General features: G+C 63.7%; 17 protein-coding genes. 15 read left to right on the forward strand and 2 right to left on the reverse strand.

Features of this window, described 5'->3' with window-relative positions; translation table 11 throughout:
- Positions 1-14: 14 nt before the first annotated feature.
- From ASF04_RS17935 to ASF04_RS18000, 14 genes are all read left to right on the forward strand, one after another.
- On the forward strand, positions 15-1364 hold the full coding sequence (locus ASF04_RS17935; protein WP_019922402.1) for an MFS transporter: 1350 nt from the start codon (positions 15-17) through the stop codon (positions 1362-1364).
- Positions 1365-1416: 52 nt separating this feature from the next.
- Positions 1417-2370 carry a family 43 glycosylhydrolase gene (locus ASF04_RS17940; protein WP_056144510.1) on the forward strand — a complete coding sequence of 318 codons (954 nt, stop codon included), beginning with the start codon at positions 1417-1419 and terminating at the stop codon, positions 2368-2370.
- A gap of 113 nt (positions 2371-2483) precedes the next feature.
- Entirely contained in the window at positions 2484-3542 is a 1059-nt protein-coding gene (locus ASF04_RS17945; RefSeq protein ID WP_056144512.1) for an aldose epimerase family protein, read from the forward strand.
- Between the two features lie 144 nt (positions 3543-3686).
- On the forward strand, positions 3687-5432 hold the full coding sequence (locus tag ASF04_RS17950; protein ID WP_056144515.1) for an IlvD/Edd family dehydratase: 1746 nt from the start codon (positions 3687-3689) through the stop codon (positions 5430-5432).
- A gap of 101 nt (positions 5433-5533) precedes the next feature.
- Positions 5534-6526: an AraD1 family protein gene (gene araD1 / locus ASF04_RS17955; protein ID WP_056144519.1), complete on the forward strand. Its 993-nt coding sequence runs from the start codon at positions 5534-5536 to the stop codon at positions 6524-6526.
- The gene (locus ASF04_RS17960) at positions 6523-8103 is read left to right on the forward strand and encodes an aldehyde dehydrogenase (NADP(+)) (protein WP_056144522.1); all 1581 of its coding nucleotides are present in this window, start codon (positions 6523-6525) and stop codon (positions 8101-8103) included. Before araD1 ends, ASF04_RS17960 begins: the two co-directional genes overlap by 4 nt.
- A 59-nt stretch (positions 8104-8162) precedes the next feature.
- Positions 8163-8930, forward strand: coding sequence for an SDR family NAD(P)-dependent oxidoreductase (locus ASF04_RS17965; RefSeq protein WP_056144525.1), 768 nt, complete (start codon positions 8163-8165; stop codon positions 8928-8930).
- Between the two features lie 123 nt (positions 8931-9053).
- The gene (locus ASF04_RS17970) at positions 9054-11018 is read left to right on the forward strand and encodes a glycoside hydrolase family 97 protein (protein ID WP_056144528.1); all 1965 of its coding nucleotides are present in this window, start codon (positions 9054-9056) and stop codon (positions 11016-11018) included.
- 13 nt (positions 11019-11031) lie between these two features.
- Positions 11032-12582 carry an alpha-N-arabinofuranosidase gene (locus tag ASF04_RS17975; RefSeq protein WP_056144531.1) on the forward strand — a complete coding sequence of 517 codons (1551 nt, stop codon included), beginning with the start codon at positions 11032-11034 and terminating at the stop codon, positions 12580-12582.
- A gap of 3 nt (positions 12583-12585) precedes the next feature.
- Positions 12586-14148, forward strand: coding sequence for a glycoside hydrolase family 43 protein (locus tag ASF04_RS17980; RefSeq protein WP_056144534.1), 1563 nt, complete (start codon positions 12586-12588; stop codon positions 14146-14148).
- Positions 14149-14208: 60 nt separating this feature from the next.
- Positions 14209-15231, forward strand: coding sequence for an arabinan endo-1,5-alpha-L-arabinosidase (locus ASF04_RS17985; RefSeq protein ID WP_056144536.1), 1023 nt, complete (start codon positions 14209-14211; stop codon positions 15229-15231).
- On the forward strand, positions 15228-17603 hold the full coding sequence (locus tag ASF04_RS17990) for a glycoside hydrolase family 127 protein (protein WP_056144539.1): 2376 nt from the start codon (positions 15228-15230) through the stop codon (positions 17601-17603). Before ASF04_RS17985 ends, ASF04_RS17990 begins: the two co-directional genes overlap by 4 nt.
- A gap of 109 nt (positions 17604-17712) precedes the next feature.
- Complete coding sequence (locus ASF04_RS17995) at positions 17713-18696, forward strand: glycoside hydrolase family 43 protein (RefSeq protein ID WP_056144542.1); 984 nt, start codon at positions 17713-17715, stop codon at positions 18694-18696.
- Between the two features lie 64 nt (positions 18697-18760).
- Positions 18761-19699, forward strand: coding sequence for a LysR family transcriptional regulator (locus ASF04_RS18000; RefSeq protein ID WP_019922415.1), 939 nt, complete (start codon positions 18761-18763; stop codon positions 19697-19699).
- A 10-nt stretch (positions 19700-19709) separates the two neighbouring features.
- On the opposite strand, the gene ASF04_RS18005 is transcribed toward ASF04_RS18000, so the two are convergent.
- Together ASF04_RS18005 and ASF04_RS18010 are read right to left on the reverse strand one after the other, a co-directional pair.
- Positions 19710-20111 (reverse strand): response regulator, encoded by a 402-nt coding sequence (locus tag ASF04_RS18005; protein WP_056144767.1) that lies wholly within the window; start codon positions 20109-20111, stop codon positions 19710-19712.
- Positions 20104-20601 (reverse strand): GAF domain-containing protein, encoded by a 498-nt coding sequence (locus tag ASF04_RS18010; protein ID WP_082488846.1) that lies wholly within the window; start codon positions 20599-20601, stop codon positions 20104-20106. Before ASF04_RS18010 ends, ASF04_RS18005 begins: the two co-directional genes overlap by 8 nt.
- Positions 20602-20788: 187 nt before the next feature.
- Here ASF04_RS18010 and ASF04_RS18015 point away from each other — a divergent pair, with 187 nt between their 5' ends.
- A complete protein-coding gene (locus ASF04_RS18015; protein ID WP_056144552.1) occupies positions 20789-23314 on the forward strand; it encodes a penicillin acylase family protein in 2526 nt (841 codons plus the stop codon).
- Positions 23315-23329: the final 15 nt, after the last annotated feature.

The following is a 23329-nucleotide window of genomic DNA, read 5'->3' on the forward strand; positions in this document are numbered from 1 at the left end:
GAGGTAGCTAGCAGATGTCGAATAAAAAATTATCGCTGTTGGAAAAAGTGGGCTTTGGCGCCGGCGACATGGCGCTCAACGTGGTGATCTCGTCGATGATGTTGATCATCACGTTCTTCTACACCGACATCTACGGCCTCAAGACCTCCGACCTGGCGCTGCTGTTCTTCGTCGTCAAGGTGGTGGGCGCCATCGGCGACCTGGTGGTCGGCCAGCTCACCGACCGCTACACCAGCCTGCGCATGGGCCGCTATCGTCCGTGGCTGCTGGCGCTGGCCGTCCCTTACGGGATCAGCGTGTTCTTCGTATTTACCACGCCGGACTGGGAATACAGCGCCAAGCTGGTCTGGGCATACTCCACCTACATCATCATGACGCTGATGACGTCGGGCGTGGGCGTGGCGTATATCTCGCTGCCGAGCAGCCTGACCGACGACCCGCAGGACCGCCTGTCGGCCAACGGCTACCGCCTGTTCTTCGCCAAGATCGGCGCCTTCATGGTGACGGTGGTGGTGCCGGTGCTGTCCGAGCGCTGGGGCGGCGGCAATCCTGCCGTCGGCTACCAGGCCGCGATGGCGGTGATGGCGATCGTCGGCATCGCATTGTTCCTGTTCTGCGTGTTCACCACCACCGAGCGCGTGCGCCACGTGGTGCAGCGCCAGTCGCTGTCGGACCAGTTGAAACTGCTGCTCAAGAACGACCAGTGGCTGATCCTGTGCGGCGTGTGCGTGGTGGGCACCATCGGCTACGTGGTGCGCGCATCGGCCGCCATCTACTACGCCAAGTACTACCTGGGCGGGAACACCGCCACCGTCTCGACCTTTTTGTCGATCGGCGTGGTGGCGGCGATCCTGTCGATGATCGCGTCCACCTGGATCACCAAGTTCTATTGCAAGGTCAAGCTGTTTCGCTGGTCGCAAATCGCCGTGGGCGTGATCAGCGCGCTGATCTACTTCGTGGTCAAGCCGGGCGATGTGATGCTGGCGTTCGTGCTGTACTTCCTGCTGTCGTTCGTGGTGGACCTGCATGCACCGGTGTTCTGGTCGGCCATTGCCGAGACCATCGACTATGGCCAGGTGAAAACCGGCAAGCGCGTCTCGGGCTTTGCCTACGGCGGCATTTCGGTATGCCAGAAAGCCGGCATGGGCATCGCCGGCGTGCTGGTGGGCTGGTTGCTGACGTACTTCCAGTACGCGCCCAACCACGAGCAGACCGCGTTCGCGCTGCACGGCATCGTGCTGATGGTCACCCTGATTCCCGGCTTCTTCCACACCGTGATGGGACTGATGATGTTCCGCTACCGCGTGACCGACGAGTACTATGCGCAGGTGAAGAAGCAGATGGCTGTGCAAGCCCCGGCTTGATTGAATAAATAGTGAATAAATTAGTGAACAACTTAGAGTGGAAACCGAAGCAATGCAAAATCCCGACATCCTGCAGCCGCTGATCGAGCAGCGCGCCGACCCGTTCATCATCCGCCACAGCGACGGCTATTATTACTTCACCGCGTCGGTGCCGCAGTACGACCGCATCGAACTGCGCCGGGCCAAAACCATCGCCGGCCTGGTGGACGCCGAAAAGGTCGACGTCTGGCACAAGCCGGACACCGGCGCTTACAGCGAACTGATTTGGGCGCCCGAGATCCACTTCAACGACGGCGCCTGGTATGTGTATTTTGCCGCCGCGCCGAGCCGCGAGATCAAGCACAAGCTGTTCCAGCACCGCATGTACGCGATCCGTAACACCTATGCCAATCCACTGGAAGGCGAGTGGGAGTTCATGGGCCAGATCGACACCGGCATCGATACCTTCTGCCTGGACGCCACCACCTTCACCCACAAGGGCCAGCTGTACTACCTGTGGGCGCAAAAGGACGTGGCCATCGAAGGCAATTCCAACCTGTACATCGCGCCGATGAAAACGCCGTGGCAGCTGGGCGGCCCGCCGGTCATGCTGAGCAAGCCGGAATTCGACTGGGAGATCCGTGGCTTCTGGGTCAACGAGGGCCCGTCGGTCCTGAAAAAGAACGGCAAGATCTTCATCAGCTACTCGGCCAGCGCCACCGACGAAAACTACGCGATGGGCATCCTGTGGGCGGACGAAAATGCCGACGTGCTCGATCCTGCCGCATGGACCAAGAGCCCGCAGCCGGTGCTGCAGACGTGCTTCGAGCACGGCGTGTACGGCCCTGGCCACAACAGCTTCACAATCGGCGACGATGGCGAAACCGTCATGCTGGTTTATCATGCACGTACGTACACCGAGATCATCGGCGACCCGCTGTGGAACCCGGACCGTCACACCTATGTGAAACCACTGAAGTGGGACGAGCAGGGCATGCCGGTATTCGGCAAGCCATCGATCGCTTGATGACCGTGAGCTGATGAGCCGTCATTTCCGCGCACGCGGGAATCCATAGAACATGCGCGCGGCCGGGCAGGTGATCAACCTCTCCGGCCGCAGTACCATCGAGAGACCTCCACATGCAACCATCGATTACCGAATCGCCATTCGGCCAACTGCCCGACGGCCGCGCCGTCACCCAATATTCCCTCACCAACGCCAACGGCATGATCGTCAAGATCCTCGACCTGGGCGGTATCATCACCGAGATCCATGTGCCCGACCGCGACGGCAATGTGACCGATGTGGTGTGCAGCTTCGACGACGTTGCCGCCTACCTGGGCGAGTCGCATTACTTCGGCGCGCTGATCGGCCGTTACGGCAACCGCATCGCCAACGCCAGCTTCACGCTCGACGGCACGCAGTACCAGCTCGACGTGAACAACGGCGCCAACCACCTGCACGGCGGCGTCGATGGCTTCCATCGCCGCCTGTGGACCGCCGAAACCTTCAACACTCCCAAGTCGGCCGGCCTGATACTCACGTACCTGAGCGCCGACGGCGAGCAGGGCTACCCGGGCAACCTGGAAACCACGGTGATCTACGAGCTGCGCGCCGATAACGAGTTGCGTATCGCCTTCCACGCCATCACCGACCGGGCCACACCGGTCAATCTCACCAACCACGCCTACTTCAACCTGGCCGGCGGCGGCGACATCCTCGGCCACGAACTGACGATACAAGCCGACCGCTACACGCCGATCAACGCCGTGCAGATCCCGCTGGGCGACCTGCCGCCGGTGGCCGGCACGCCGTTCGATTTTCAGACGCCGCACGCCATCGGCGCGCGCATCGACGCCGACGACGAGCAAATTCGCAATGGTTTTGGCTACGACCATAACTTCGTCCTCGCCAAAAAGACGGAGGGCGCCCTGGAACTGGCCGCGCGCATGCGCGAGCCGGCATCGGGCCGCGTGCTGGAGGTATGGACCCAGGAGCCGGGCGTGCAGTTCTACAGCGGTAACTTCCTCGGCGATTCGGTAAAAGGAAAAGGGCGCATCTACGGCCATCGTAGCGCCTTCTGTCTGGAACCCCAGCACTTCCCCGATTCGCCCAACCGGCCCGCGTATCCATCGACGATTTTGCGCCCGGGCGAGGAGTACACGACCGTCATGGCCTACAAGTTCACGACCGAATGAGCGCCAGGGACCGATATCCATTTCGGTATCGAAGTCGTTTAACAATTTATTGGAAAGTTATCTCAGTACATTTTAGACTGCTTTCATCGCTGTGCTGGCGTGGTTTGGCCGGGCCGGCGCACAAGAATAACTGAGGAGATTTGCATGTCCGAGAACGACAACAAGAAGGTAAAGCTGCGCTCCGCCGAATGGTTCGGCTCCAATGACAAGAACGGTTTCATGTACCGCAGCTGGATGAAAAACCAGGGCATTCCCGATCATGAATTCCAGGGCAAACCGATCATCGGCATCTGCAACACCTGGTCCGAACTGACCCCATGTAATGCCCATTTCCGCAAGCTGGCCGAACACGTCAAGCGCGGCATCCTGGAGGCGGGCGGCTTCCCGGTCGAATTCCCGGTCTTCTCGAACGGCGAATCGAACCTGCGTCCGACCGCCATGCTGACCCGTAACCTGGCGTCGATGGACGTCGAAGAATCGATCCGTGGCAATCCGATGGACGGCGTGGTCCTGCTGGTGGGCTGCGACAAAACCACTCCGGCACTGCTGATGGGCGCCGCGTCGGTCGATATCCCGACCATCGTCGTCACCGGAGGTCCTATGTTGAACGGTAAACTGAATGGCAAGAATATCGGTTCCGGCACCGCCGTCTGGCAGCTGCACGAGCAGGTCAAGGGCGGCGAAATCAGCATGCACGAATTCCTGGCCGCCGAAGCAGGCCACTCGCGCTCCGCTGGTACCTGCAACACCATGGGCACCGCATCGACCATGGCCTGCATGGCCGAATCGCTGGGCACCTCGCTGCCGCACAATGCCGCCATTCCGGCCGTCGATGCGCGCCGCTACGTGCTGGCGCACATGTCGGGCATCCGCATCGTGGAAATGGTCCGCGAAGACCTCAAATTGTCGAAGATCCTGACCAAGGAAAACTTCGAAAACGCGATTCGCGTGAACGCCGCCATCGGTGGCTCGACCAACGCGGTGATCCACCTGAAGGCCATCGCCGGCCGTATCGGTGTAGATCTGGAACTGGAAGACTGGACCCGCGTGGGCCGTGGCATGCCGACCATCGTCGACCTGCTGCCATCGGGCCGCTTCCTGATGGAAGAGTTCTATTACGCCGGCGGTCTGCCGGGCGTGATCCGCCGCATGGGCGAAGGTAACCTGCTGCCCAACCCGAACGCGCTTACCGTCAACGGCAAAACCATCTGGGAAAACTGCGTGGATGCGCCGATCTACGACGACGAAGTAATCCGTCCGCTGGAGAAGCCGCTGCTGAAAGACGGCGGCATCTGCATCCTGCGCGGCAACCTGGCGCCACGCGGCGCGGTACTGAAGCCATCGGCTGCCACCCCGGCGCTGATGCAGCATCGCGGTCAGGCCGTGGTGTTCGAGGACTTCGAGCACTACAAGTCGCGCATCCTAGATCCGGACCTGGAAGTCGATGCGAACTCGATCCTGGTCATGAAAAACTGCGGCCCGAAAGGTTATCCCGGCATGGCCGAAGTAGGCAATATGGGCCTGCCGCCGAAGCTGCTGGCAGCAGGCGTGAAAGACATGGTCCGCATCTCGGATGCCCGCATGAGCGGCACCGCCTACGGCACCGTGGTGCTGCACGTGGCGCCCGAAGCGATGGCCGGCGGTCCGCTGGGCATCGTCAAGGATGGCGACTGGATCACGCTGGACTGCGCCGGCGGTGAACTGAACCTGGAAATCTCGGACGCCGAGATGGCCGAACGCCAGGCCGTACGCGTGGCCGGCAGCGCGCCGGGACCGAAAACCGGTTACCAGCAGCTGTACATCGAACACGTGCTGCAGGCCGACGAGGGCTGCGACTTCGACTTCCTGGTCGGGAACCGTGGTTCGGCTGTGCCGCGCCACTCGCACTGATTCGCCTTCATCCAGGCAGCAATCCATACCCTTGGCCACGCTCCGTCTCCCGCAACGCCGGGATGACGGAGCCCCGGCCCCCCGATTCAAGGAGACACCCCATGCTGATCATCCAATTCATCAACGAACAAGGCGCGCGCCAAATCGGCGTGCTGGAACAGGACACCGTCCGCATCATCCACGGCTACACCACCACCTACGCCCTGGCGCAGGACGCGATCCGTAAATCGGTCGGCCTGGCCGCCCTGGCCGACAAGTCCATCGGCACCAACACCGCGTCCTTCAAAGCGATTGCCGCCGACGGCCGCCTGCTGGCGCCACTCGATCACACCGACGACGCCCACACCTATGTCACCGGCACCGGCCTGACCCATCTGGGCAGCGCCGACACCCGCGATGCCATGCACAAGAAAATCGGCGGCGACGTTGAAACCCTGAGCGACTCCATGAAGATGTTCCGCATGGGCGTGGAAGGCGGCAAACCTGCGGCCGGCGAGGCTGGCGTGCAGCCGGAGTGGTTCTACAAGGGCGACGGCTCCATCGTCGCTGCCAGCGGCAAGGACCTGGCCATGCCGGACTTCGCGCTCGACGGCGGCGAAGAGCCCGAAGTGGCGGGCCTGTACGTGATCGGCGACGACGGCCAGCCGTATCGCGTCGGTTTCGCGATCGGCAACGAGTTCTCGGACCACGTGACCGAGCGCCAGAACTACCTGTACCTGGCCCACTCCAAGCTGCGTGTTTGCGGCCTGGGTCCGGCCCTGCTGGTCGGCGCAGCGCCGGCGCACATCGAAGGCACCTCGCGCATCTATGATGTTGACGGCAAGGTACGCTGGGAAAAGGCGTTCTTCAGCGGCGAGCAGAATATGTCGCACACCATCGCCAACCTGGAGCACCATCACTTCAAGTACCCGCTGTTCAACCGCGCGGGCGATGTGCACATCCACTTCTTCGGCACCGCCACCCTGAGCGTGGCCGACAACATCGTGGTCAAGGAAGGCGAGACCTTCGAGATCGACGCGCCGCAATTTGGCCCGGCACTGCGCAACAAGCTGGCCGTGTACAAAACCGAAGTCGCGAAAGTGAAAGCCTTATGATCGATACCAGCGTTCTCACCGGCGAAGCACTGATCGCGGGCCAGCCCGTCAAAGGCACGGGCGCCTCCCTGCGCGCCTGGGACCCGGCAGCGGGCAAGCTGCTCGAGACCGAATTCTTCGCGGTCGATAACCAGCAAATCGACGCGGCCTGCCGCGCGGCGGAAGCCGCATTCGACACGTTCCGCTCCATCAGCGACGAGCAGCGCGCCGTGTTCCTGGAAACCGTGGGCGAGCAGATCGTCGCCCTCGGCGACACCCTGGTCGAACGCGTGATGGCCGAAACCGGCCTGCCGCGCGCCCGCGTGGAAGGTGAGCGCGGCCGTACCGTCGGCCAGCTGAAACTGTTCGCCAACCTGCTGCGCGAAGGCTCGTGGAACGATGTGCGCATCGATGCCGCGCTGCCCGACCGTGCGCCGCCGCGTCCCGACCTGCGCCTGCGCATGATCGGCCTCGGTCCGGTGGCGGTTTTCTCGGCCAGTAATTTCCCGCTGGCGTTCTCGGTGGCCGGCGGCGATACCGCCTCCGCCTTTGCCGCCGGTTGCCCGGTCGTGTTGCGCGGCCACTTCGCCCATCCCGGCACGTCGGAACTGGTGGGCCGCGCGGTGGCGAAGGCTGTTGAAATTTGCGGTTTGCCGGGCGGCGTATTCTCGCTGCTCACCGGCGCCGGCAACGCCATCGGCCAGGAACTGGTGCGCCATCCGGCCATCAAGGCGGTGGGCTTTACCGGTTCGCGCGGCGGTGGCATGGCGTTGATGGCGGTGGCTGCCGCCCGTCCGGTACCGATTCCCGTGTATGCGGAAATGAGCTCGATCAATCCGGTGTTCCTGCTCCCGGCCGCACTGGCCAACCGCGCCGAGGAGATCGCGGCCGGTTTCGCCGGTTCGCTCACGCTGGGCGTGGGCCAGATGTGCACCAACCCCGGCCTGGTGCTGGCGTTGGCTGGTCCCGAACTCGATCGTTTCACCACGGCTGCCTCGCAGGCGCTGGCTGGCGGCGCGGCAGTGACCATGCTGTCGCCCGGTATTGCGGGTAACTTCCAGCGCGGCGTGGCCCAGTTGAAGGATCAGCCCAATGTCTCGACCGTGGCGCTGGCGCCGCAGGAAGAGGGCAAAGGCGCGCCGGCGCTGTTCGTTACCACCGGTGCGGCCTTCCTGGCGCAGCATGCGCTGGGCGAAGAGATCTTCGGACCGGCATCGCTGGTCGTGGCGTGCAAGGACGTTGCCGAACTGTTGCTGGTGACCGAAAACCTGGAAGGCCAGCTGACCGCCACCCTGCAACTGGACGACGCCGACCTCGATGCCGCGCGCGCACTGCTGCCGGTACTGGAGCGCAAAGTGGGCCGCATCCTGGCCAACGGTTTCCCGACCGGCGTGGAAGTGGCCAGCGCCATGGTCCACGGCGGTCCGTTCCCGTCCACCTCGGACGGCCGCAGCACGTCGGTGGGCACCGGCGCCATCGTGCGCTTCCTGCGCCCGGTGTCGTACCAGAACCTGCCGCAGGCGCTGCTGCCGGAAGTATTGCGCGATACCGGCGTCGCAGCCTGGCGCCGCCGCGACGGTGAGCTGACCCGCAATTAAGTCGTTGTCCGGAGTGAGCCCTGCAAAGACGGGGCCGCGCTGATCCTTCAGGAGACTGCATGACCCAGTTGGCCAAGTTCCCCAGCTTGCGCGGCAAGCGCGTATTCATTACCGGCGGTGGCAGCGGTATCGGCGAGGCAATGGTGATCTCGTTTGCCGAGCAGGGCGCCAAGGTAGCTTTCGTCGATATCGCCCGCGATCCCAGCCTGGCCCTGTGCCGGCGCGTGAAGGAAGCCGGTTATCCCGAGCCGCTGTTCCGCCTGTGCGACATCACCGACATCGCCGCGCTGAAGGCCACGATGGCCGAGCTGACTGGCGCCATCGGCAACTTCGACATCCTCGTCAACAACGCCGCCAACGACCAGCGCCACGACACGCAAGACGTCACGGTCGAATACTGGGACCAGCGCATCGCCATCAACCAGCGCCCGATGTTCTTCACCTGCCAGGCCGTGTTCGACGGCATGAAGGAGAAGGGGGCCGGCGCCATCATCAATGTCGGCTCGATCTCCTGGCAGGTCAAGAACGCCGGCTATCCCGTCTATGCCACCGCCAAGGCGGCCACCCATGGCCTTACGCGCGGCCTGGCCCGCGAATTCGGCGCCCACGGCATCCGCGTCAATACCGTCACGCCGGGCTGGGTGATGACCCAGCGCCAGATCGACCTGTGGTTAGACGACGCCGGCGAGCAGGATATCAAGCGCAACCAGTGTTTACCCACCAAGCTGCTGCCGCAACATATCGCCTCCATGGTGCTATTCCTGGCTGCCGACGACGGCGCCATGTGCACGGCGCAGGAATTCATTGTCGATGGAGGATGGGTTTAGAAACGTAGTACCGCAGCACCGCAGCACCGCAGCACCGCAGCACCGCAGCACCGTTCGCCGCCCCGGAGACAGCGCCCAGCATGAGGCGCCTGGGCCACATAACCCTAAAAAATGGTATGAACAATGGTGAAGAACTTCATTTCTGCACTCGCGCTCGGCGTGATGGCCGCGCCGGGCGCAATGGCAGTCAGTCCTGTCTATAATCCGGCGAAGATGCCTCTGTCCGGCCCCGATGCCCGCATTCAGGTGAATGTCCGCGCCACTCCCGGCGAGCCACTGAGCTACACCGTCTCGCGCGACGGCAAGCCGGTGCTGCTGGCATCCCGGCTCGGCCTGCAACTGCAGGGCGCCGACTTCTCCGGCGAGCTGACCGTCGTCGGCGCTACCAGTGGCAGGACCATCACCGACAGCTACCGCATGGCGGTCGGCAAGAAGCGCGACATCAGCTACCGCGCCAACGAAAGAACCTGGACCGTGCAGAACGCACAAAACCAGAAGATGGACATCGTGTTCCGTGTTTCCGACGACGGCGTGGCATTCCGCTATGTCATTGCCGAGCCGTCGCTGCCGCGCAAGCAGCTGATCCAGGAGCGGACCACGTTCGCATTTCCCGGCACCGCCAGGGCGTGGCTGCAACCGATGTCGGTCGCGCAGACCGGGTGGGAGCGCACCAATCCCTCGTACGAAGAACACTACAAGATGGACATCGCCGTGGGCACTGCCTCGCCATCGCCAGCTGGCTGGGTATTCCCGGCGCTGTTCAAGACCGACGAGACCTGGCTCGCGCTGTCGGAGGCGGGCATGGACGGCACCTACCAGGCTTCGCGCCTGGCGCCGGAGTCGAAGAACGGCGTGTACAGCATAGGCAATCCGATGCCGGCCGAGGCTTACGGCGGCAAAGGCTTGCTGGCCGACGTCGAGGGCACGTTGACCACGCCGTGGCGGCTGATAGCACTTGGTTCGCTGGCTGCAGTCACCAATTCCACGCTGGGCACCGACCTGGCCGCGCCTGCGATCAGGTTCGACGAGAAGCTGGTCAAGCCGGGCCACGCGTCGTGGAGCTGGGCGCTGCTCAAGGACGATGGCACCGTGTATGACGTGCAGAAGAAATTCATCGACTACGCGGCGGATATGCACTGGGACTATACGCTGATCGACGCCGACTGGGACCAGAAAATCGGCTACGAGAAGGTGAAGCAGCTGGCCGATTACGCCGCCACGAAAAACGTGGGCCTGCTGCTTTGGTATAACTCGTCCGGCCCGTGGAACGGCACCAAGTATTCGCCCAAGGGCAAGCTGCTCACCCACGAGCAGCGCGTGGCGGAGTTCAAGCGCATCCGCGACCTGGGCGTCAAGGGTGTGAAGATCGACTTCTTCAACGGCGACTCGCAGGCGATGATGGCGTATTACGTCGACATCCTGAACGATGCGGCCGCGGCCGGTCTGCTGGTGAACTTCCACGGCTCCACGCTGCCGCGCGGCTGGCACCGCACCTGGCCCAACCTGATGACGATGGAATCGGTCAAGGGCTTCGAGTTCACCAGCTTCGAGCAGAAGGATGAAGACGCCATGCCCACCCACGTGGCCATGCTGCCGTTCACCCGCAACCTGTTCGATCCGATGGATTTCACGCCGATGGTGTTCGGCGACATCCCCAACATCAAGCGCACCAGCAGCAACGGTTTTGAGCTGGCGACGTCGGTGCTGATGGTCTCCGGCATCCAGCACTTTGCCGAGCGCCCGGAAGGCATGGCCACCGCGCCTGCTTACGTCAAAGACTTCCTGCGCGAACTGCCGCGCAGCTGGGACGACAGCCGCTATGTCGATGGCTACCCGGGCCAGTATGCGGTGATCGCCCGCCGTGCCGGCGACACCTGGTACATCGCCGGCATCAACGCCACCGAGTCCGACAAGACGCTCACGCTCGACCTGTCGTTTGCCGGCAGCGGTGCGGCGCAGATCATCGCCGACGGCGAAGCCGTCACCGGCAGCCCCGCCAGTTTCAGCCAGCGCAGCATTGCCGCCGGCACGAAAGCAGTAGTGACCATCAAGCCGCGTGGCGGCTTTGTGATAACAAAAAAACAGTAACCAGGAGACCAGAATGAACCATATCAAGAATGCCGTAGCCACCCTGTGCCTGATCGCCGCCGGCGGTTATGCGTACGCCGCACCAGTGACCGTCACCATCGACACGTCGAAACCTGGCCCGGTAATCAACAAGAATGTCTACGGCCAGTTCGCCGAACACCTGGGCACCGGCATCTACGAAGGCATGTACGTCGGCCCGAAATCGAAGATCCCGAATACCCGTGGCTGGCGCAACGACGTCATCGGCGCGCTCAAGGAAATGCACGTGCCGCTGGTGCGCTGGCCGGGCGGCTGCTTCGCCGACGAATACCACTGGCGCGACGGCATCGGCGCGCGCGAAAAACGCCCGGTCAAGGTCAACACCAACTGGGGCGGCGTGGAAGAATCGAACGCGGTGGGCACCCACGAGTTCTTCGACCTGGCCGAGCAACTGGGCGCCGACACCTACGTGAACGGCAACCTGGGCACCGGCACGGCGCAGGAAATGTCGGAATGGGTGGAGTACATGACCTCCGACAGCAAATCGACGCTGGCCGAACTGCGCCGCAAGAATGGCCGCGACAAGCCGTTCAAGGTCGACTTTTTCGCCATCGGTAACGAGGCCTGGGGCTGCGGCGGCAACATGACGCCGCGCTACTACACCGACCTGTACAAGCAGACCGAAACCTTCCTGCGTGCGCCGAAGCACCTGCGTCCGCAAATCATCGCCAGCGGCGGCAACGATTACGACACCACCTGGACCGACATGATCAGCCGCGAGGCCAAGAAGCAGACCTACGGCATCAGCTTCCACTACTACACCATCCCGACGGGCAAGTGGGAAGTGAAGGGCGCGGCCACCGGCTTCAAGGAAGACGAATGGTTCTCGACGCTGTCGAACACGCTCAAAATCGACGGCATGATCAAGAAGAACGTCGAAGTCCTGGACCGCAACGACCCGGAGAAAAAAGTCGGCTTCCTGGTGGACGAGTGGGGCACCTGGTATGACGTGGAGAAGGGTACCAACGCCGGCTTCCTGTACCAGCAAAACACGCTGCGCGACGCGGTGGTGGCGGCACTGAACTTCAACATCTTCCACGACCATGCCGACCGCGTGCGCATGACCAATATCGCGCAGATGGTCAACGTGTTGCAGGCGATGATCCTGACCGACAAGGACAAGATGCTGCTCACGCCAACGTACCACGCGTACCATATGTACGTGCCGTTCCAGGACGCGACGTCGCTGCCACTCACGCTCAAGGACAATCCGCAGTACTCGTACAACGGCAGCAGCATCCCCGAAATCAGCGCCTCTGCCGCGCGCGCCAAGGACGGCAAGCTGTACCTGGCACTGGTGAACACCAACCCGAACAAGGATGCCGAAGTGGCGGTGGATGTGCCGGGCGTGAGCATCAAGTCGGTCAAGGGACGCGTGCTGACCGCGCCGGCCATCGACACCCACAATACCTTCCAGGCGCCGGACACCATCAAGCCTGCGCCATTTAGCGCCAACGCCGGCGCGGACGGCAAACTGACGGTCAAGATCCCGTCGAAAGCGGTGATCGTGGTGGCGGTGGAGTAAGCCATGGAAGACTTCATGCTCTCGCGCCGCAAGGCGATCGCCGGCGGCGTAGCGCTGCTGCTGGCCGGTTGCGGTGGGGGCGACGGGGTGAGCAACCCTGTCACCGCCACGCCGACGCCTACCCCGACGCCAACGCCAACGCCGACACCGACACCGACACCGACGCCAACGCCGACGCCGACGCCCACCACGATCGCCTTCACGGAAGCATCGGTGCACGATCCGTCCGTGATCCGGGTCGATGGCACGTACTACGTGTTCGGCTCGCACCTGGCTGCCGCCAAGTCCACCGACTTGATGAACTGGACCAAGATCGCCGACGGCGTGGACGCGGCCAACCCGCTGTTTGGCAACGTCCTCACGGCGCTGGCTCCCACCTTCGCCTGGTCGCAGGTGAACGGCCTGTGGGCGGCGGACGTGGCGCGCCTGGGCGACGGCAAGTTCTATTTCTACTACAACTCGTGCAAGGGCGATTCGCCGCGGTCCGCCATGGGCGTGGCCGTGGCGGACAAGGTGGAAGGTCCGTACGTGGACAAGGGCATGTTCCTGCGCTCCGGCATGTGGGACCAGGTCAGCGAGGACGGCGTCAATATCTATAACGCGCTGACCATGCCCAACGTGGTGGACCCGCAGACCTTCTTCGACAAGGACAGCAACCTGTGGATGATCTACGGCTCGTACTCGGGCGGCATCTTCATCCTGAAAATGGACAAGATCACCGGCAAGCCGGTGGCAGGCCAGGGGTACGGCAAGCACCTGATGGGCGGTAATCACAGCCGCATCGAAGGCGCCTATGTGCTCTACAGCCCGGAGTCGAAGTTCTACTACCTGTTTACGTCCTTTGGCGGCCTGGATGCCATCGGCGCGTACAACATGCGGGTGGCGCGGTCGCTCAACCCGGACGGTCCGTATGTCGATGCCAAGGGCAACGACATGGCCATGGTGAAATCCGATCCGGCCAAGCCTCTGTTCGACGACGCGACCATCGCGCCGTTCGGCCAGAAGATCATGGGTAACCACCAGTTCGCGCTGGCGGCGGGGGAAAGCGGCCCGGCGCTTGGCTACGTCTCGCCGGGCCACAACTCTGCCTATTACGACACTGCCACCGGCCAGTACTTCCTGATCTTCCACACGCGCTTCCCCGGCACCGGGGACCTGCACCAGATCCGCGTGCACCAGATGTTCATCAACGCCGACGGCTGGCTGGTGGTGGCGCCGTTCCGCTACGCGCCGCTCAGCAAGAACGCAACGCCGTTGTCGGCGGTGGTCACGGCGGCGGATGCTGCCGGCAGCTACAAGATGATCAACCACGGCAAGGATATTTCGGCGGTCATCAAGGCGTCGCAAAATATCCAGCTGGCGTCCGGCGGTGCGGTAACCGGTGCGGCGACCGGCACCTGGACCCATGATGGCGACAACCGCATCACGCTGGTGCTGGGTACGCTCGGTACGTTCAAGGGCGTGCTGTCGCGCCAGTGGAATACCAACGCCAGCGCGTTCGTGGTGACGTGGACGGCGCAGTCGGTCGATGGTGTGTCGATCTGGGGTGCGCGCACTGGCAGTTAAATCAAGACCCGCCATTGCTATTGTCCAGCAATGGCGGGGGCTTTCAGTCAAAGGCATTACATGAAGTCTCTCATTTCCTCCGTCATTCTCGCTGCCGTCACGGTGGCGGCACTCCCGTCCACCGCCAAGGAAGTCAGCGTTCACGATCCCGTGATGGCCAAGGAAGGGGACACGTATTACGTGTTCTCCACCGGCCCCGGCATCACCTTCTACAGTTCGAAGGACATGAAGAACTGGAAGCCGGAAGGACGCGTGTTCGCCGGTCAGCCCACGTGGGCCAAGCGCGCCGCGCCGACGTTCGACGACCATATCTGGGCGCCGGACATCCAGCACCATAATGGCAAATACTATTTATATTATTCCGTCTCCGGTTTTGGCAAGAACACGTCCGGCATGGGCGTTACCGTCAACAAGACGCTCGATCCGCGTTCGCCCGACTACCGCTGGGAAGACCAGGGCATGGTGCTGCAATCGGTGCCGGTGCGCGACGACTGGAACGCCATCGACCCGAACGTGATCGAAGACGAAAACGGTGATGCGTGGATGTCGTTCGGTTCGTTCTGGAGCGGCCTGAAACTGGTCAAGCTCAACCGGGAGTGGACCGGCCTGGCCGAGCCGCAGGAGTGGCACGCGATCGCCGCGCGGCCGCGCAGCGACAAGGTGGCCGGCGAGTCCGCGGGGCCTGCCGAAATCGAGGCGCCGTACATCTTCAAGAAGAACGGTTATTACTATCTGTTCGCGTCCTTCGGCCTGTGCTGCAAGAAGGCCGACAGCACCTACCACCTGGTGGTGGGGCGCTCCAAGTCCGTCAAGGGCCCGTACCTGGACAAGCAGGGCGTGGACATGGTCAAGGGCGGCGGCTCGCTCCTGATCGCCGGCGACAAGGACTGGAAGGGCCTCGGCCACAACAGCGCCTACACCTTCGACGGCAAGGACTACCTGGTGCTGCACGCCTACGAGACAGCCGATAACTACCTGCAAAAGCTGAAGATCATGGAAATGAAATGGGACAAAAATGGCTGGCCCACCGTGGACCAGGCTGACCTGAACAACTACCGCAGCGTACAACTGTCCGCCAAATGAAATACCAGCTTCGCCTGCTGGCCGCCGCAGCCCTGATCGCGGTATCGAGCGTTGTCCATGCGGCGCCCCTGAAACTGTTCCCGCTGCAGGACGTGCGCCTGGGCGCCAGTCCGTTCCTGGAAGCGCAGCAGACCGACCTCCATTACATGATGGAGATGGAACCGGACCGCCTGCTGGCGCCGTTCCTGCGCGAGGCGGGTCTGCCATTGAAAAAGCCGACGTACGGCAACTGGGAGTCCACCGGCCTCGATGGCCACATGGGCGGCCATTACCTGTCGGCGCTGGCGCTGATGTATGCATCCACCGGCGATGCGGAAGTCAAGCAGCGGCTCGACTACTTCGTGGCGGAGCTCAAGCGCTGCCAGGAAAAGAACGGCAACGGCTATATCGGCGGCATCCCCGAGGGCAGCGCCGTGTGGCAGGCCATCGCCCGTGGTGAAATGAAAGCCGATAACTTCTCGGTCAACGGCAAATGGGTGCCGTGGTACAACCTGCACAAGGTGTACGCGGGCCTGCGCGATGCCTACAAATATGCCGGCAACGAGGATGCGCGCGCCATGCTGGTCGCACTGTCCGACTGGGCGCTGGCACTGAGCTCGCACCTGACCGATGAGCAGATGCAGAACATGCTGCGCGCGGAGCACGGCGGCATGAACGAAGTGCTGGCCGACGTGGCCGAGATGACGGGGCAGAAAAAATATATGGACCTGGCAGTGCGATTCTCGCACCAGGCCATCCTGCGCCCGCTCGAAGAAAAAAAGGACAAGCTGACCGGCCTGCACGCCAACACGCAAATCCCGAAAGTGATCGGCTTCAAGCGCATCGGCGACATGACGGGCCGGCGCGACTGGCAGCAGGCCGCGCAGTTCTTCTGGCAGACGGTACATGATCACCGCACGGTGGCCATTGGCGGCAACAGCGTCAAGGAGCACTTCCACGACGCCAACGATTTCACGTCGATGATCGACGAGGTGGAGGGGCCGGAGACCTGCAATACGTACAATATGCTCAAGCTCACCGAGATGCTGTTCCTCGGCGACGCGAAAGGTTCGTACACCGATTACTACGAGCGTGCATTGTACAACCACATCCTGTCGTCGCAGCGGCCCGATACCGGTGGCTTCGTGTATTTCACGCCGATGCGGCCCAACCACTACCGCGTGTATTCGCAGGTGGACAAGGGCATGTGGTGCTGCGTGGGTTCAGGCATCGAGAGCCACGCCAAGTACGGTGAATTCATCTACGCCCACGGCAAGGATGCGCTGTACGTGAACCTGTTCATCCCGTCCACGCTCAAGTGGAAGGAGAAGAACCTCACCATCACCCAGACCAACCAGTTCCCGGACCAGGACAGCAGCACGATTACCGTGACCGGCAACGGCAAATTCGCGATGAAGATCCGCTATCCGTCGTGGGTGGCGCGCGGCGCCATGCAGGTGACGGTCAACGGCAAGGCGATTGCCGCCAAGCCTGGTGCGGACAGCTATGTCAGCGTCGAGCGCACCTGGAAGAGCGGCGACAAGGTGGAGGTGAGGCTGCCGATGACCACCTGGCTCGAACAGATGCCGGACAAGTCGAACTACTACGCCGTGCTGCACGGCCCCATCGTGCTGGCCGCGAAAACCGCGCCGATCGCCAATGAAAAACTCAGCTTCCTGGCCGACGATTCGCGCATGGGCCATATCGCTTCCGGTCCGATGTGCCCGCTGGAGTCGGCGCCCACGCTGGTGAGCGACACCAAGGACTTCATGGATCGCTTCAAGCCGGTGCCGGGCCGTCCGCTTACGTTTACCGCGCCAGGACTGGTGCAAGGTAAAGACGTGGGCAGCGTGGTCTTCATGCCGTTCTTCCGCCTGCACGATGCGCGCTATGTGATGTACTGGCCGTACTCCACGCCGGCCAACCTGCAGGCGATGCAGGCCAGGGCGGCCGAAGGGGAGAAGGAGCGGCTGGCCTTGAATGCGCTCACCATCGACCAGGTGGCGCCGGGCGAGCAGCAGCCCGAGTCCGACCACTTCTTCAAGTCCGAAGGCGGCGAGGCGGGGATCAACCAGGGCAAGCACTGGCGCCACGCGACCGGCTGGTTCAGCTACGACCTCACCGACAGGAAGGGAGAAGCAAGTGCGCTGCGCCTGACCTATGCCAGGGGCGATGCCGGCCGCAAGTTCGACATCGTCGTCAACGGCCAGTTGCTGGCGGAAGTAACGCTGGACGACCAGGCCGCGCAGCCGTTCTACACGGTTGACTATGCGTTGCCGCCGGCGCTGGTGGCAGCGGCGAAGGGCAAGCTGGTGGTGAAGTTCGTGGCCAAGCCGGGCTCGATTGCTGGCGGCTTGTACGGGCTGCGGCTGCTCAGGCTATATCCGAAATGATATCGAACAAGCGCAAAATGTGATTGGATAGATATTTCCCCAGCCCTTAGTATTTGCTCGATAAATACGAGCTAACCATACGAGCCATTCGGAGACTTAGGAGTTGTACATGAAACTGAAGAAAATTGCCGCCATCATTGCTGCCGGCGTGGCCTTTGCTGCCGCCAACGTGGCCACCGTGGCGCATGCTGCCAATCCGCTGTTCCCTATAATCTTCACCGCCGATCCGGCCGCCTTCGTGGAAGACGGCGTGGCCTACCTGTACGTGGGCCGCGACGAAGCCACGCTCAAGGACAAGGATTACGTGATGAAGGAGTGGCGCCTGTACTCGAGCTGCGACATGAAGAACTGGACCGACCGCGGCGTGCCGCTCAAGCCGTCTGCCTTCAAGTGGGCGATCGGTAAGGTGGATGCCTGGGCCTCGGACATCGTCAAGCGCGATGGCAAATACTACTTCTATTCCACCGTCGATCACGCCACCATTCCCGGCCGCGCCATCGGCGTGGCCGTGGCCGACAAGCCGGAAGGTCCGTTTGTCGATGTGCGCGGTTCGGCGCTGGTCACCAACGACATGACCAAGGAGTCGCCGATCTTCTGGGACGATATCGACCCGGGCGTATTCGTCGATGACGACGGCCAGGCTTACCTGTACTGGGGTAACACGGTGCTGAAATACGCCAAGCTGAAAAAGAACATGATGGAGCTCGACGGCCCGATCATCACCGTGGGCATGGACCGCTTCACCGAGGCGCCGTATCTGCACAAGCGCAACGGCATCTACTACCTGTCGTACTCGCGCGAGTATCCGGAAGAAACCGCGTACATGACCGGCCCGAGCCCCACCGGCCCGTGGACCTATCGCGGCGTGATCATGTCGAAGAATAAAATCGTCAAGACCATCCACCACGCGTTCATCGAATTCAACGGCAAGTCGTACATCGTGTACCACAACGACAAGCTGCCCGGCGGTGGCGAGTTCCGCCGCTCGGTGGCGGTGGAAGAGTTCACCTACAATGCTGACGGCACCATCCCGTACATCAAGCAGACCAAGGAAGGCCCTGCAGCCAACCCCAGCCCTGCTTGCGGCAAGTGAACGAGTGATATCGAAACAAACGGTGTTGACTAAAAATCTATACCGTTTGTGATATCATTTTCCTATGGAAACAAACCCAAACTGGTTTTTACGTGCACGGCTCAAGACGCGGCAGCTGCTGCTCCTGATCGCGCTCGACGAACAGCGCAACATCCATCGCGCCTCGGAAGAGCTGCACATGACGCAGCCGGCCGCCTCCAAGCAATTGAAGGATCTCGAAGAGATGCTGGGCGTGCAGCTGTTCGACCGTCTGCCGCGCGGCATGGAGCCGACCATCTACGGCGAGACGATGATACGTCACGCCCGCATGGCGCTCACCAGCCTGTCGCTGGCGCACGAGGATATCGTTGCCATCAAGGCCGGCCTGGCCGGCCAGGTCGATATCGGCACCATCATGACGCCGGGGATCGCGCTGCTGCCGCAGGCGATCACGCGCACCAAGCAGGCCGCGCCGCGCCTGCGCATCGGCGTGGAGATGGAGCAGTCCAACGTGCTGCTCGAGCAGTTGCAGCGGGGCCGCCTCGATTTCATGATTGGCCGCATACCCGAGCGCCAGAGCGCCCAGGGCTTGAGTTACGAAGAGCTGGGCGACGAGCCGGCATGCGCGGTGGTGCGTCCCGGCCATCCGCTGCTGGCAGCGCGCAACCTGCAACTGCGCGACATCTCGTCGCAGCCGTGGATCCTGCCGCCGCAAGGCAGCATCCTGCGTGCGCGGTGCGAACTGATGTTCCGCCGCGCGGGACTGGAAGTGCCGTTCAACGTGATCGACACCACGGCGGTGCTGATGATCAAGCCGCTGTTGCAGCAGACCGACGCGCTGAACGTGATGCCGGTGGCGGTGGCGCAGTACTACGAATCGCAGGGGGTGTTGAACATCCTGCCGATCGAGCTGCCGTGCCGGATGGACGCCTACGGCATCATCATGGTCGATGGTCACCTGATGTCGCCGGGGGCGGAGCTGTTGTTGCGGTACGTGCGCGAGGTGGCGCGCGAGATTTATTGAGCGCTGCCGCCTAGCCGAAGCTGGCGAACGTATCGAGCAGCACCTTGGCCCGGAACGGCTTCACGATTACCCGGCTGATATCGCGGCTGCGCAATTCCTGCAGCAGCGCCGCCGTTGGATGGTCCACCATCACCGCGATCGGGATCGTCGCGCGGCTGGCCGACATGCCGCCGCGTACCCGGTCGAGCAGCGTGAAATTGTGGGCGGCGCCGCCAAAGGCGCCGCATTCGAGCGAAATCACCGCACCCTGGAAACTGCGTTCGCGCAGCAGCTTTTCGGCCGCTTCGGCGGTTGCCGCCTCGTGCACCGTACCCATGCCCAGCGAGCGTGCCGTCATCGACACGGTTTTGCGCAGCAACGGCTGTTCTTCCACCAGCAGCATGTCGATCGGATTGCGTGGACGTTCAGGCATGGTCATTCCCTCCCGATAGTTCCTCTTGCAGCAGGTCGCGCAGGCTGGCCAGGATCGCCAGTTCGGTGGTATCCAGGGTGCGCGGCTCGTGGTCGAACAGGCACAGCGTGCCGATGGCGTGGCCCGATGGCTCGAGCAGCGGCGCGCCCGCATAGAAAATCACGCGCGGCTCGCCCGTGACGACCGGATTGTCGGCAAAGCGCGGATCCTGGCGGGCGTCGGGTATCACGAAGATATCGGGCTGCACGATGGCGTGGCCGCAGAACGAGATGTCGCGCTGGGTCTCGCATGCGTCGATCCCCACGCGGGCCTTGAACCACTGGCGGTTTTCATCGACCAGCGACAGCAGCGCGATCGGCACGCCGAATTCTTCGGCCGCGAAGCGCACGATCCTGTCGTAGCGCTCTTCCGGTGGCGTATCGAGGATCAGCAGCGCGCGCAGCGCAGCCAGGCGTTCCTTGTCGTTGGCGGGTATCGGTGCTGCAAGCATGGTCGGTCGGGGCGCGGCGGCCAGATAGTCATGTTCGGTAAACTTTACCACTACCACGATACAAATGGCACACACCGTCGGCAAGCACATGGCTGGCGAAATCTGCGCTTCCGGTCTCCGGCGCGATTGCCCGCCTGGCGCGGCTCTGGCACACTGGCCGGCATGTCAATCATGGTCGCGAGGACGTATGCGCAACAAGCGGTGGTGGAAATGGCCGGGGCGGGTGCTGCTGGCCGTGGTGTGCCTGATGCTGCTGGCGGTGGCCGGTGGCTGGTTGTACCTGCGCGCCAGCCTGCCCGCGCTGGACGGCATGCGGACGGCGACCGGTTTGCACGACACGGTCAGCGTGGCGCGCGACCAGCATGGCGTGCCTGTCATCAGCGGTGAGAGCCGGCTCGATGTGGCGTATGCCACCGGTTTCGTGCACGCCCAGGAGCGCTACTTCCAGATGGACCTGCTGCGCCGGGTGGCGGCCGGCGAGCTGTCGGAGCTGTTCGGACTGCGAGCGCTGCCCACCGACCAGGCCCACCGCCTGCACCGCCTGCGCGCCCGCGCCGACCTGGCGCTGGCCGCGCTGCCGGCCGGCGACCAGCAACTGCTGGCGCGCTACACCGACGGCGTCAACGCCGGCCTGGGCGCGCTCGGCGCCAGGCCGTTCGAGTATGTGCTCACGGGCGCCGCACCGCGTCCGTGGCGCGCCGCCGATTCGCTGCTGGTAATCTGGGCCATGTATTTCGACTTGCAGGGCAACCAGCTGCCGCGTGAGCTGGCGCGCGGCTGGCTGCGCGACCACACCGATGATGCCCAGCGCGCTTTCCTGGCGCCGTCATTTACGCCATGGGATGCGCCCCTAGACGCTGCCACCGTCAGCGGCGACGAAGCGCCGATACCCGCCACCGCGCCCGCATGGTGGGGCCGTCCGCGCACGCCAGGCTTGCAGGCGTCGCGCCGCCTTGCTTTGGCCGCTCCTTCGGCCGTTTCCGCGACGGCGCCGCGAGCCGAACCTTCCATCGCCCTGGTCCCGACGTTAGCCGAATCGTCCACCGCCTCGCTCGTACCATTCGCTCAACCGTCCACGGCCTGGCTCAACACCGTGGGCAGCAACAACTGGGCGGTAGCTGGCAGTCGCAGCGACAGCGGCGCGGCCATTGTCGCCAACGATATGCACCTCGGCCTGCAACTGCCGGTGATCTGGTACCGCGCCGCCTTGCAGTTCGCCGATGGCAAGGGTGGACAGCGGCGCGTGGTGGGCGTGACATTGCCCGGCGCGCCGGTGGTGGTCGTCGGCAGCAATGGCCAGGTAGCATGGGGCTTTACCAACAGTTATGGCGACTACCTGGACCTGGTCGAAGTCGATGCCGACCCGGCCCATCCGGGGCAGGTGCGCACCCCGGCCGGCCTGGAGACCCCGGTGGTTCACCACGAGACCATTATCGTCAAGGGGCAGGCAAGTCAAACACTGACAGTGCGCGATACCTCGCTCGGGCCGCTGCGCGAGGCCGACGGCAAAACTTACGCGGTGCGCTGGACCGCGCACCAGCCGGGCGCTGTCAATGTCCGTGCGCATTTGCTCGAAAGCGTAGCGACGGTGGAACAGGCGTTGGCGCTGGCGCCCACGCTCGGCATCCCGGCGCAGAACATGGTGGCCGGCGACAGCGGCGGCCATATCGGCTGGACCATCGCCGGCCGCATTCCACGCCGCGCGATCAATGCAATGGACGCCAGCTACCCGCTGCACGGCGACGACCCTGCCGCCGCCTGGCAGGGCTGGCTGGCGGCGGACGCCTATCCCAAGTTGATCGATCCGGCCGGCGGCCAGCTGTTTACCGCCAACAGCCGCCAGTTGAATGGCGCCGGCGCAGCGCTGCTGGGCGACGGCGGTTACGACCTCGGTGCGCGTTCGCGCCAGGTGCGCGACGGCTTGACCGCGCTGGGACCGCGCACCGGCGTCAGGCAAGTGTACGCGGTGGCGCTCGACGACCGCGCGCTGTTCCTGGCGCCGTGGCGCGACCGGGCTATCGCCGCGCTGGATGCGCGAGCGGTGGCCGGCCAGCCGCTGCGCGCCGAGGCGCTGGCGCTGCTGCGGTCCACCTGGACCGGCCGTGCCAGCGTCGATTCGGTGGCTTACCGTCTCACGCGCGGCTATATGTATGCGCTGTACGACATCCTGTATGGGGGCGCCGACCAGCAGTTGCCCGCCCTCGATCCCAAGGCCGGCATGGCGGCAGTCAGCGCGCGCTGGCCGGTGGTGGTGGCGCGCCTGCTCGATGCGCAACCGCCGGCCTGGCTGCCGCCGGGTCACGCCAGCTGGCAAGCGGTGCAACTGGCGGCGCTGGACCGCGTGATCGCCGATCTGACGCAGGACGGCCGGCGCCTGGCCGACGCCACCTGGGGCCAGCGCAACACCGCCGCCAGCGCGCATCCGATGGCCGCATCGATACCGGTGCTGGGGCGCTATCTGAAAGTGGCGCCCGACATGATGGCCGGCGACCAGCACATGCCGCGCGTGGCGGGCCCGACTTTTGGCGCGTCCGAGCGGCTGACGGTGGCGCCGGGACGCGAGGATGAGGGCCTGTTCAACATGCCGGGCGGCCAGAGCGGCCATCCGCTGTCGCCATACTTTCTCGATGGCCGCGACGACTGGGTGGCGGGACGGGCCACGCCGCTTTTGCCGGGGCCGCCTGTCCACACGCTGCATTTCAGCAGACCTTGATCCAGATCTAATCAG

It is taken from the genome of Duganella sp. Leaf61, assembly GCF_001421905.1.
In the GTDB taxonomy this organism is placed as follows: domain Bacteria; phylum Pseudomonadota; class Gammaproteobacteria; order Burkholderiales; family Burkholderiaceae_D; genus Rugamonas; species Rugamonas zoogloeoides.